This window comes from Parasphingorhabdus sp., from assembly GCF_039968395.1.
Taxonomy (GTDB): domain Bacteria; phylum Pseudomonadota; class Alphaproteobacteria; order Sphingomonadales; family Sphingomonadaceae; genus Parasphingorhabdus.
Genome location: NZ_JBDVPV010000005.1, coordinates 1,131,607 through 1,143,885, shown reverse-complemented (window position 1 = coordinate 1,143,885; position 12,279 = coordinate 1,131,607). Strand labels below are relative to the sequence as shown.

General features: G+C 54.4%; 10 protein-coding genes. 5 read left to right on the top strand and 5 right to left on the bottom strand.

The annotated features are described in order from the left end of the window. Positions 1-29: 29 nt before the first annotated feature. Together ABJI30_RS16185 and ABJI30_RS16180 are read left to right on the top strand one after the other, a co-directional pair. Entirely contained in the window at positions 30-977 is a 948-nt protein-coding gene (locus tag ABJI30_RS16185) for an MlaD family protein (protein ID WP_348017719.1), read from the top strand. 24 nt (positions 978-1,001) lie between these two features. Continuing rightward, complete coding sequence (locus ABJI30_RS16180; protein WP_348017718.1) at positions 1,002-1,583, top strand: ABC-type transport auxiliary lipoprotein family protein; 582 nt, start codon at positions 1,002-1,004, stop codon at positions 1,581-1,583. A gap of 6 nt (positions 1,584-1,589) precedes the next feature. On the opposite strand, the gene ABJI30_RS16175 is transcribed toward ABJI30_RS16180, so the two are convergent. Then, positions 1,590-2,666 (bottom strand): SAM-dependent methyltransferase, encoded by a 1,077-nt coding sequence (locus tag ABJI30_RS16175; RefSeq protein WP_348017717.1) that lies wholly within the window; start codon positions 2,664-2,666, stop codon positions 1,590-1,592. Beyond that, the gene (gene lgt, locus ABJI30_RS16170) at positions 2,659-3,519 is read right to left on the bottom strand and encodes a prolipoprotein diacylglyceryl transferase (RefSeq protein WP_348017716.1); all 861 of its coding nucleotides are present in this window, start codon (positions 3,517-3,519) and stop codon (positions 2,659-2,661) included. The genes ABJI30_RS16175 and lgt overlap by 8 nt, the downstream gene beginning before the upstream one ends. Before the next feature lie 104 nt (positions 3,520-3,623). On the opposite strand from lgt, the gene ABJI30_RS16165 reads away from it, so the two are divergent. Together ABJI30_RS16165 and ABJI30_RS16160 are read left to right on the top strand one after the other, a co-directional pair. Continuing rightward, a complete protein-coding gene (locus ABJI30_RS16165; protein WP_348017715.1) occupies positions 3,624-5,330 on the top strand; it encodes a class I adenylate-forming enzyme family protein in 1,707 nt (568 codons plus the stop codon). Continuing rightward, complete coding sequence (locus ABJI30_RS16160) at positions 5,327-8,110, top strand: [protein-PII] uridylyltransferase (protein WP_348017714.1); 2,784 nt, start codon at positions 5,327-5,329, stop codon at positions 8,108-8,110. Before ABJI30_RS16165 ends, ABJI30_RS16160 begins: the two co-directional genes overlap by 4 nt. On the opposite strand, the gene ABJI30_RS16155 is transcribed toward ABJI30_RS16160, so the two are convergent. Next, positions 8,107-8,637 carry a YceD family protein gene (locus ABJI30_RS16155; protein WP_348017713.1) on the bottom strand — a complete coding sequence of 177 codons (531 nt, stop codon included), beginning with the start codon at positions 8,635-8,637 and terminating at the stop codon, positions 8,107-8,109. The two genes, ABJI30_RS16160 and ABJI30_RS16155, sit on opposite strands and share 4 nt — an antisense overlap. Beyond that, the gene (locus ABJI30_RS16150; RefSeq protein ID WP_348017712.1) at positions 8,634-9,164 is read right to left on the bottom strand and encodes a ubiquinol-cytochrome C chaperone family protein; all 531 of its coding nucleotides are present in this window, start codon (positions 9,162-9,164) and stop codon (positions 8,634-8,636) included. Before ABJI30_RS16150 ends, ABJI30_RS16155 begins: the two co-directional genes overlap by 4 nt. A gap of 203 nt (positions 9,165-9,367) precedes the next feature. Here ABJI30_RS16150 and ABJI30_RS16145 point away from each other — a divergent pair, with 203 nt between their 5' ends. Next, positions 9,368-9,844 carry an outer membrane protein assembly factor BamE gene (locus ABJI30_RS16145; RefSeq protein ID WP_348017846.1) on the top strand — a complete coding sequence of 159 codons (477 nt, stop codon included), beginning with the start codon at positions 9,368-9,370 and terminating at the stop codon, positions 9,842-9,844. A 32-nt stretch (positions 9,845-9,876) separates the two neighbouring features. Here the strand turns inward: ABJI30_RS16145 and ABJI30_RS16140 are convergent, their stop codons facing one another. Continuing rightward, a complete protein-coding gene (locus tag ABJI30_RS16140) occupies positions 9,877-12,147 on the bottom strand; it encodes an NADP-dependent malic enzyme (RefSeq protein WP_348017711.1) in 2,271 nt (756 codons plus the stop codon). Between the last annotated feature and the right edge of the window lie 132 nt (positions 12,148-12,279).

The following is a 12,279-nucleotide window of genomic DNA, read 5'->3' as shown; positions in this document are numbered from 1 at the left end:
GCTTGCCTGTCTTCATAACGGTGAACTAGATGGAAACTCGGTCAAATCATATTCTGGTAGGTGCTATCACATTGGGATTGCTTGCGCTTGTCGCGGCGTTTCTGGTCTGGATCGTGCGCTTTGGTGATGGCGCCCAGAAAGAATATGATATCTTTTTTGCACAGTCGGTTGGCGGTCTTGCGCAAGGCACGGGGGTCACTTTTGCCGGAGTTCCGTCCGGGCAGGTGCTGAAGGTCGAATTGTGGGACAAGGATCCGGACTTTGTCCGCGTCAGAATAGCGGTCAGTGAAAAAACACCGATTTTACAAGGAACGACCGCGACCATCCAGAGTATCAGCTTCACTGCGCCGCCGAATATCCAACTGGATGGTGCAGTCAAAGACGCGCCGCCGATTACCGATCTTGGCCCCGAAGGCGTTCCGGTTATTCCAACCAAACCGGGCGCATTGGGAGAATTGCTGAACAGTGCGCCGTTGGTAGTGGAACGGCTGGCGACGCTGACCGACCGGCTCACTTTGTTGTTGTCTGATGAAAATCAGGAATCGATCGGCGGTATATTGAAAAATACCGACAAGCTCACCGGGTCGCTTGCGCGAACAGCACCCGGACTGGAAGCGTTGATGGCTGAATCGCAGCTCGCGATCCGTAATGCTGGTGATACCGCCGCAAAACTTTCCGCTCTGGCCGACAACGCCAATGCCTTGCTCGATAATAATGGCCAGCCTTTGGCAAAAGATCTAGGCAAGACCTTGCAGGCCGCCGAACAGAGCATGGTTGCGCTCAATGCAGTGCTCGAAGACGTGCGGCCCGGGATGCAGCAACTGGGCGCGAAGACACTGCCGGAAGTCGATCAGCTGGTTGAGGACATGCAGGCGCTGACAAAATCACTCACATCGGTCACCGAAAGACTGGATCAGGGGGGAGCCGGGTCGTTGATTTCCGCTCCAACACTGCCGGACTACGAGCCGGGCAACTAAGGGATCAGGATAATGGGGTTGAGCATGAAGCGGTCTTTGATTCTGCTGGCAACTGTCGGAACACTCGCTGGCTGTGTCAGCTTTGGCGCATCCGAACCGCCGCCATTTTTGATGTCGCTGACATCCGACATAAAGGTGGATGGCGGGGTTGAACGTAGTGGACAGCAAGCCGACGCGCTTGTCGTGCGCTTGCCGTCTTCGCCACAAAAATTGAACACATTGCGTGTCCCGGTTCAGACTCGGGCAACCGGTATCGCCTATCTCAAAGATGCGGTCTGGGTGGACAAGCCAGTGCGCCTTTTCCACGGGATGCTGACCGAAACCATCGCTGCCAAAAACGAACGCCTGGTGCTGACATCGACACAGGCTGGCGGAAAGGCCGAGCATTACTTATCCGGAGAGCTGGTCAATTTTGGACTGGATGGTCCGCGTCTGGAAGTTGTCGTGACCTATGATGCGGTCAAAATGAAAGTGGGCCAGCCGGTTGAAAAACGCCGGTTTGAGGCGCGTGAGCCCGTTTTTACGGCTGAGCCCGGTCCTGTCGGAGAATCGCTCAACAAAGCTGCGAACAAGGTGGTTGACGAGGTTGCGGACTGGATCGGTTAGATCTGGCTATAAATCGGCAGGTTCATTGCCGTAAACAAAACCTTCGGGTTCCGGCCAGTTCATCGATGTCGCGGCCATCACGCGGAACAGCCGGCCCATTTCATCCACATGCGTGAGCCTGCGCAGGGCGGCTTTGATATTCTCTTCCTCGTCCTGCTGTGCCGTGACAAGTGCCTTCGCCCGCTGATCAATGCCCAGTGATTTCAGCCACTGACCTTGTTCGGAAGGACCATGGACGGACAGCAGCCTTGTGCGCGCAACATTGGCAAGCGTGAGGAAATCAACATGGGCTGTCAGGTCGCTGGTTCCCGGACTGTCAAAAGGACTGACCGGCATGTGATCCTTTACCGCTTGCAAGGTGCTGCCGGTTCCGGGCTTGTCATAGCCATAGTCGATGACCAGTAGCGCGCCGCCTTGAACCGCCAGTCGGCTTGCGAACTCTCCCAGCAATCGAACGCTTTCTGGCGACGATTCCAATATTGTTCCAACCGGGAACTGGCTCGTAGACCGGGTAACCGGGCTGTCGATGGTCTGTTCTCCGGCAACGGGGACGAACTTGCTGCGATCGCGCGCAACCATCTGGGTTCGCCATCCGGCCTCTGTCAGCACAAATTGCTCGACCGGCAGGGCGTCAAAAAACTCGTTGGCAACGATTAACATCGGTCCCGTTTTGGGCAGGCTTTCGATGGTTTCATGCCAGCTTGCCGTTGGATGGAGAGCGGCTTGACTGGTTTTCAAAACAGGGCTGGTTTCGAGAAAATGGACCGCGGGCACGCAATCAAATTTCTGCATCACGCGCAAGGCATCGCTCGCCAATGTACCGCGTCCGGGGCCGAGTTCGACATAGGAACAATTGCCGGGCTGTCCCGCACGAATCCAAATATCGGATAGCCAGATACCAACCAGTTCTCCGAACATCTGGCTGATCTCTGGCGCGGTGACGAAATCACCGTCTTCGCCAAACGGGTCTTTTCCGGCATAATAAGCGTTATTGGCCACAGCCATATACTCGCCCAGCGGGATCGGCCCGCTTCTGTCTATTCGTTCGGCAAGCAAATGTGCGGCTGTTTTGCCGTCAGGCAATGGTCTCTTCCCCTGCGGGTGGTTCGACGCGAACCCGGCGACCTTTGGCGGTGATCACCAGCCAGATGCCGAGCAAGATCATGGGTACCGTCAGCGTCTGGCCCATAGTCAGGCCCCAGCTGAGATTTTCGAGACCTGCGTCGGGTTGCCGGAAAAACTCCACCGTGAAACGGCTCAACCCGTAGACCAGCAATCCGGTACCGACCAGCTTGCCGGGATGGTATCGGGCGTCGGTTTTCCAGAACAACAGTGATGTGATGATGAAATAGAGAATTCCTTCCAGACCCGCCTCGTAGAGTTGACTTGGATGGCGAGCGACTTCGCCGCCTAACGGGAAGACTATGGCCCATGCCACATCTGTTTCCCGACCCCAGAGCTCGCCGTTGACGAAATTTGCCATTCGGCCAAAAAACAGACCGAACGGAATGACGCAGGCAATATAGTCGCACATCCGCAGAAAATTGAGCTTCTCCTTGCGTGCCGTCCACCACAGAGCAAGCACAACGCCGAGTACTCCGCCGTGCAGCGACATGCCGCCGTTCCAGACTTTGAAAATATCGATCGGGTTCGCCAATATGCCTGGTTGATAAAAGAACACATACCCCAGACGTCCACCGATGATGATTCCCAACGTTGCCCAGAAAATCAGATCATCAGCATGCCGCCGCGCCATGGGCGCACCCGGCTGAGCAATCATTTTGGTCAGATACCAATAGCCGATGATGATCCCGGCCAGATAGGCAAGGGAATACCATTTTAGCTGGAAAAACCCCAGATCGAGGGCATTTGGAGACAGGCCGAGCTCCGAAAACTGGATATGTTGGCCGGCGCTCGCCAGAATAATGTCAATCAACTCTTTTCCCCGTTCGGTTTCATCGTATATGGCATAGGCATATAAAGGGAAATTCCCCTATACCAAGAGGGAAACACACGCGACTTAACGGGAGAGCTTGAAAAATGCCATCGGAATTAGATCTTAAAATACGCGAAACACTCACTGCGATGACAGCGCCTGGTCAGTTGCTGGAACTGGATTCCGTGCAAAAATTTGGCGTTGATCTGCCGATTTTCAAGAATGCGCCGCAGAATGTCGCGGATTTTCTGGCCTATTTCTGTCACCAGCATGCGGATACCGAGTTTCTTGTCGATGGAGATATTCGACTGACATTCGGTGAAACCTATGCCGCTGCCCGAACTCTCGCGGGCGGACTGGTTGAGGGATATGGCATTAAAAAGGGCGACCGGATTGGAATCGCTGCCCGAAATTCTGCCAACTGGGTCATTTTGGACATGGCGATCACGATTGCAGGCGGGGTCAGCACAAAGCTGAACGGCTGGTGGCAGGGTGACGAACTGGCTGACGGGATTGAAGATGTGAGTTGTACACTGGTCTTCGCCGATCCCCAACGCGCCGCGCGTTTGACGGAACTGGATCGGGACACCGGTGCCGAATTACTGATTTTTGAACATGACAAGATGCCGCTGGACGGGTTGAAGGTCATGTTGGCGAAAGGCGGGAACGCCGAAACCGCGATGCCTGAAATCGGCCCGGAGGATAATGCGACAATCCTGTTCACTTCTGGCTCGACCGGACGTTCGAAAGGCGCATACGCGGATCACCGGTCTGTTGTCCAGGGAGCGATGAGTTTCGTGGGTGCCGTCGCTGTCATGGTCAAAATCATGGAAGACGCGGGTACGATGCCGGATATACAGCCCACTGCAATGGTGGCTGTACCGCTTTTCCACGTCACCGCATCCGTACCGCTGGTTCTGGTCAGCTATGCTATTGGCCGCAAGCTCGTCTTCCTGAACAAATGGGATGCAGAAGCTGCGATGAAGCTGATCGAAAAGGAAAAAGTGACTTACTTTGTTGGCGTTCCGCTGATGAGCATGGAAATTTATTCCCACCCCAATCTCAAGGATTACGATCTCAGTACCTGTGTTTCCATGGCAGCTGGCGGCGCCCCGCGTCCGGTCGAGCATGTCAAACGGATCAAGGAAGCAATGGGCGAAGGCTTCCCCATCATTGGCTATGGTTTGACTGAAACCAACGGGGTGGGCTGTTCCAACCAGAATGAAAACTATCTCGCCCATCCGGATAGCACCGGCCGCGCAACGCCGCCGATTGTCGATGTCGCAATTTTGGATGATGACGGCAACGAAGTTCCGCAAGGCGAGCGTGGTGAAGTCTGCATTCGGACAGCTGCCAATTTCACCGGCTACTGGAATAACGAGCAAGCAACCAAAGAAGCATTTACGGACAATGGATATTTCCGGTCCGGCGACATCGGCTATTTCGACGACGATGCTTATCTATACATCGTGGATCGCAAGAAAGAGATTATCATTCGTGGCGGCGAGAATATCAGCTGTCAGGAAGTGGAGGCAGCGATATATTCCAACACGTCCATCGCCGAGGCCTGTATTTTTGGTGTGGATGACGAGCGGTTTGGCGAAGTTCCCGCGCTGGTTTATCATGTCAAAGATGGTCACAGCGTTCCGCAGGATGAACTGCTGGCTTATCTGAAAGACAAGCTCGCGCCGTTCAAAATGCCGGTGCATATCTGGGAATATGACGAACCGCTGCCCAAGCTGGGTACAGCCAAGATTGCAAAGATCGTGCTGGCCAAGAAACACCGCAAGATGCTCGCTGAAACCGGATGAACATACGCGCTGACATCCCGAAACCTGCCGCTGATCCTGGAAAGCGGGTCGTGCGGCAACGGGATGTGATTAATCGCCGGGCTTTGGCCGGGCAGATTGATGATCTGATAGCGGAACACGGAATAGCGAAGGCCCGCGCCCAAATTTTGCCGCTTTTGCAGGACGCGCTCGCGAAAGGTCGGACGGAAATTGGCCGGCGGTTGATCGAGAAACCTTCGTCGGGGCATGAAGCTGCTGCTGCGCAATCCTTTCTGGTCGATCAACTGGTGAGGTTGATTCATGACATCGCCGTCGGGCACCAATATCCGGTGAACAATCCGTCTGCCGGCGAGCGGATTTCGGTCATGGCAGTTGGCGGCTATGGGCGCGGCGAAATGGCACCGCACAGTGATGTCGATATCGCGTTCATCACGCCGTTCAAGCAAACTAGCTGGACCGAACAGGCGATTGAGGCGATGCTCTACTGGTTGTGGGATCTGGGTTTCAAGGTCGGGCAGAGCAGCCGTTCGATTGATGAAATGGTGCGGATGGCAAGTCAGGACCTCTCAATCCGGACTGCGCTCCTCGAGGGACGCTATGTCTGGGGAGATACTGACGTCTATGAAGAAGCAAAACTGCGGTTTTATTCCGATGTCGTCGCTGGAACGCAGAGCAGTTTTGTATCCGAAAAGCTCGCTGAACGTGATGCCAGACATATCCGGATGGGTGACAGTCGCTATGTCGTCGAGCCCAATGTCAAGGAAGGCAAGGGCGGCCTGCGTGATCTGCAGACGCTTTACTGGATTGGAAAATATATCCACCGGGTGTCTTCTGCCGAAGAGCTTGTCGATGTCGAGTTGCTGACGGGTGCCGAATTCAAACGTTTCCGCAAGGCTGCGAACTTTCTCTGGGCGGTGCGCTGTCACATGCACGACATCACCGGAAGGTGCGAAGACCGGCTGACATTTGACCTTCAACCGGAAATTGCGCGCCGAATGCGATTTGCCGACCGGACTGGTAAATCCGCAGTTGAACGGTTCATGCAATATTATTTTCTCAACGCAAAAGTTGTGGGTAATCTGACCGGCGTTTTTCTGGCACATCTGGATGAAACGCATAATGCCGGTGTCAGGCGTTTCATTCCCAGCATCGTTCGCCGACCAAAAAAGCTTAAAGGCTTTACTCTTGACCGCGGCCGACTGGCTCTGCCCGACGAAGAGTTTTTCGAAGAAGACCCGGTGCGGTTGATTGAGATATTCCAGCTCGCAGACAAACATGGGCTGGAAATCCATCCCATGGCAATGCGCGCTGCACGGCGAGATGCGAAGCTGATAACGAACAAGATACGCAAAGACCGGCGTGCCAATCGCCTGTTCCTGGACGTGCTCAGCTCCCCGCGTGATCCGGAACTGGTGTTGCGGTGGATGAACGAAGCTTCCATATTCGGACGTTTCATACCCGATTTTGGACGTGTCGTCGCGCAGATGCAATTTGACATGTATCACCATTATACAGTCGATGAACACAGCATTCGGGCCATCGGTTTGCTGGCGAAAATCGGCAACGGCGCGTTGGCTGATGATCACCCAAACTCCACTGAAACGATGAAAAAACTGCAGAATCGCACAGTGCTGTTCGTTGCAGCATTGTTGCATGATATTGCGAAAGGGCGGGGCGGCGATCACAGTGTACTGGGCGCCGAAGTCGCCATGAAGCTCTGTCCGCGATTGGGATTGCAGCCACATGAAACAGAACTGGTTGCCTGGCTGGTACGACATCATTTGCTGATGTCGGCAATGGCATTCAAACGCGATCTGTCAGACTTCAAAACCATTCAGGACTTTGTCAGTCAGGTAAAAAGTATCGAGCGGCTTCGCCTGCTCACAGTTCTCACCGTCGTCGACATTCGAGCGGTCGGGCCCGGTGTCTGGAATAGCTGGAAACGCCAATTGCTGACCGACTTGTTTGAATCGTCCGAAGAGATGTTGCGCCTGGGTCACAAGCAGCGGGGTCGCGATGAGCGCATTGCCGCGAAAAAGGCGACACTCGGGACCGCACTCAAACTGCCAAAAGCGAGATTTGCACAACTTGTAAAACGGCTTCCGGATTCATTCTGGATCGCAGAATCTGACGATGTTATCGAGCATAATGCCCGATTGATGATCGCGGCTGGTGACGATAGTCTCGCCATTTCAGCAGATGCTTATCCTGATCGGGGTGCTACTCTTGTGACCATTTATGCAGCCGATCATCCGGGCCTGTTTTTCAGGATTGCCGGCGGAATTCATGTGGCTGGCGGGAACATTATTGACGCACGCATTCACACGACGCGTGACGGAATGGCGCTCGATAATTTCCTGGTTCAGGATCAAAATGGCGAGCCGTTTTCGGAGGAGAACCAGCTCGACAGGCTGAAAGTGGCGGTCGAGGATGCACTTGCCAATCGCAGCAAATTGTCCACCAAACTGGATGCCCGTCCGCTGTCGCATTCGCGCGCGGGAGCGTTCAAGATCACGCCGGTGGCAATGGTTGATAACGATGCATCCAACCGTTTCACGGTGGTTGAGGTCAATGCGCAGGATCGGCCCGCTCTTTTGAACGAACTGGCTTATGCCCTGTTTGAATCGAAGGTGACAGTGCACAGCGCTCATATCGCAACCTATGGCGAGCGGGCCGTCGATACCTTTTATGTTACCGACCTTCTGGGTGCGAAAATCGAGAGCGTCGCCAGGCTTAACAATCTGAAAAAGAAGCTGACCGCCGCCGCCCGGCCAAAAAACAGCCGGAACAAGGCCGCTTAGCCCAGCTTGTCTTTCAATGCGGCAAGGGCACCAAATGGTCCCGCTTCTTCTTCGCTTTTTAGTCCGCTTGCCTTGATCGCAGCCTCGGCATTGGGGCCGCGAGGGTATGGTTCCAGAGCAAGATACAGGGTCTGCGCAATGGCTTCGCCAATATCAATCCGCGCATTTTCAAATTCAATCAAATCACAATCGTCGGATTCCAGTTCAATTTCTTCCTGATTTTCCAATTCCTCTGCTTTTTCAACGAAGGTAATTTTGAATTCTTCTGAAACAGTTACAGGAAATTCTTCACCGCTGATCGCGCAGTTCTGCATAAGCACGGATTGCAGAGTGCCGGTGAAATCGATCCGTTCCCCGCTACCATCCAGATCATATTCCGCGTGCAGATTTTGGATGCTCGGAATGCCAAACCGTTTCGCAAGGGCCTCGCACTGATCTGCATCCGCGACGATGTTCCCGCGCAGGGGAACATCGCCAATGTCTGACAATTTAATGATCTTTGAAAATTCGGGATTGCTATTGGTCATGTCGAAGCTGCTTCTGGCAATTGTCCGCGCAAAATGGCGGATAATTCTGTTTGTTCCAGCCGGGCCCGGAAATTGCGAAGAGTAGCGCTGGTGAAATCCAAAGCTTTCTGATCGGGAGTTTCGCCGCGATAAATGTTGCGAACAAGAGCGCTTTCCAGATCCTGCTTGCCGTCAAAAGCTTCGCGATAGGCTCCCAGACGCCCTCCAAAGGCGCCCATCATCCTGCCGACATGTTTGCCAACGATCATGTCTCCAATCCCGATTTGACGCAGTTGACCATCCATATCCCGGACGAATAACTCCGTCAGCCAGACGGTTTCATCTTTCGCTTCATCAAATTGTTCTAGCCGGAGCATGACGAGGCAGAGGATTGCCGTGATCATGTCAAACCGGCCGTCCAGCGTATCGGGCACATCACCTGATTCATACCAGCCCAGTCGCCGACCTTCCGCAATGACTGCGTCGTAAAGCGGCTGCATTACCGTGTTGGGATTATCCCGATTGAACAATTTTGTAAGAAAAGACATGTGTTGCTCGTTTTTCGGCAGTTTGTTGTGAGAGGAATACGGCGTTTTGGTCGTCGCCGAGTCTACCCGTGTTAAGTCTGTGTACAGGGCATATTGATATTTATGGCGCGAGATGCAATGGGCCATTATATTAAAGGTCCGGAATATTGGACAAGCAACAAAAAGCCCGCTGGAGAACAATGTCGATGACTAGCCAATCTGCCATGACCCTAAGAGCGCGTGTCGCTCTGGTGGGACTCGTTGCTGGAAGCCTTGCGGTAGCAGGTTGTACGCAAGTGCGCGGGCATCAGGGTTATATCGCCGATTCCTTCCTGATGGAAGCAGTGCAGCCCGGTGTTGACAATCGCCAGTCCGTCGAAGCCACGCTCGGTCGTCCGACATTTTCTGGCCAGTTTGATGAAAACACCTGGTACTATGTATCTCGCGATACACGACAGTTTGGATTTAGCTCGCCCCGGCCGAACAATCAGCTCGTGATGCGGGTCCAGTTTGATGAAGCAGGCAATGTGCAGACCGTAGACCGCACAGGTCTTGAGCTGGTTGCCAGCATCAGCCCCGAAGGCGACAAAACTCCGACATTGGGCCGCGAACGGAGCTTTTTTGAAGAGTTGTTCGGTAACATCGGCGCAGTCGGTGCACCCGGAGCGAACGGCCCCAGCAACGACCGAACACGTCCCTGATCTGAATCTTTACATGGCCTGATTTCTGGCGACTATTTGGCTATGCCGCTTGCAGCCAGCACAGCCAGCGTCACCAGCTCGGATGCCGTTGACGCCATTGTCGCAATCTGTACCGATTTATCCAGTCCGACGAGCATCGGGCCGATAACGGCATCTCCGCCCAGTTCCCGCAGTAATTTTGCAGACAGGTTAGCCGACTGCAGGCCAGGCATGACCAGAACATTTGCCGGGCTGGAAAGCCGACTGAACGGATAATTGGCCATCAGCTTGGGATTGAGCGCGACATCCGGCGCCATTTCGCCCTCATATTCAAAGCTGACGCGGCGCTCGTCAAGCAGTGCAACGGCCTCACGAATATTTTCCAGCCAACGCCCTTCCGGATTGCCGAAAGTGGAATAGCTCAAGAAAGCTACCCGTGGTTCGTGACCCATTTTGCGGGCGACGGCAGCAGTCTGCTCGGCAATATCTGCCAGTTCCTGTGAAGAAGGACGCTCATTGACAGTCGTATCCGCCATGAAAACCGTATGGCTTTGACCCACCATGACGTGAATACCAAAAGCCGTGCGCTCCTGTGCCACGTCGATAACCTTGGCTATATCTTTGAACGTCTGGGAATAAGGCCGGGTAACGCCGGTGATCATCGCTTCGCCCTGGTCCATGGCGAGCAGCGCGGAACCAAATATGTTACGGCTCTGGTTGACCATGCGCTTGATGTCGCGCTCCATGTAACCGCGCCTTGCGAGACGCTTGTACAGCATATTGACCATATCCGGTACGAGCGGACTGTTCCGGCTATTGTGAATCTCAAACCGGTCCGCATCGCCGACGCCCAGTTCCTGTAGTTTTTTCCGTACGCGATCGTCGCGTCCTACAAGGACCGGGGTGCCGTAACCGCCGTCCTGGAACTGAATAGCTGCGCGAAGGACGACATCTTCTTCTGCTTCGGCAAAAATCACGCGTTTTGGCGATTGACGGCTGACTTCATACGCCTGGGTCAGAACGGATGTGGTTGGGTTCAACCTCGCTTTGAGGCTTTGACGGTAAGCATCGAGATCTTCAATCGGCTTTTGGGCCACGCCGCTATCCATCGCCGCCTTGGCCACGGCTGCAGAGACCACATCCATCAGACGAGGGTCAAACGGCGCCGGGATGATATAGTCAACGCCAAATGTAGGTGCCTGGCCACCATAGGCGGCCGCAACTTCCTCCGGAACCTGTTCACGTGCCAATTCGGCGATTGCGGTGGCCGCCGCGACCTTCATTTCATCGTTGATACGCGTAGCCCGGACGTCCAGCGCCCCGCGGAAGATAAACGGGAAGCCAAGGACGTTGTTGACCTGGTTGGGATAGTCCGAGCGGCCGGTGGCGACAATCGCATCCGGCCGTGCGGCTTTGGCATCAGGCGGCGTTATTTCGGGATCAGGATTCGCCATGGCAAAGATAATCGGTTTGTCGGCCATGTCTTTGACCATTTCGGGTTTCAAAGCGCCGGCAGCAGATAGTCCGAGGAAAACATCAGCACCTTTCAATGCCTCGGTGAGGTCTCTCGCGTCGGTGTCGATGGCATGCGCTGACTTCCACTGGTCAACGCCGTCACGGCCCCGGTAGATGACTCCGCTGCGATCGCACATGGTCAGGCTGTCATGTGGCACGCCCATAGCCTTGATCAGCGCGGCGCAAGCGATTGCGGCGGCACCGGCGCCATTGACTACGACTTTGATGTCTTCGACTTTGCGATCGGTCAGCAAACAGGCATTGATAATACCGGCGGCGGCGATAATGGCGGTACCGTGCTGATCATCATGAAAGACGGGAATGTTCATCTTGTCGCGCAATGTCTGCTCGATAATGAAGCAGGCAGGCGCTCCAATATCTTCCAGATTAATTCCGCCAAAACTCGGCTCCATCAGCGCAACGGCATTGATAAAGGCTTCGGCATCTTCGGTATCGAGTTCCAGATCGATCGAGTCGACATCGGCAAAGCGTTTGAACAAAACGGCTTTGCCTTCCATCACTGGCTTGGAGGCCAATGCGCCGAGATTTCCGAGGCCCAAAATTGCGGTACCGTTGGAAATGACAGCGACCAGGTTTCCCTTTGCCGTATAATCATAGGCGGTTGAGGGGTCTTCAGCGATAGCGCGGACGGGAACTGCGACACCGGGAGAATAGGCGAGGCTCAGGTCGCGCTGTGTTGCCATCGGTTTCGATGCGATGATTTCGATTTTGCCGGGCCGGCCGTGGGAATGGAAAAGAAGCGCTTCGCGTTCAGAAAATTCTACGTTGCTCTTGTTCTTGTCAGCCAATTCTTGTCTCCCGATGAAGGTCCGGTTTTGCTGTCCGGCCTTTGCGCGTCCCGTGTCAGCCCTACTCTGGAAGACATGGCAAGGGCAAGGCTTGCTGTATTGCTGATTTGGAATAAGCTCATGCAATTATAG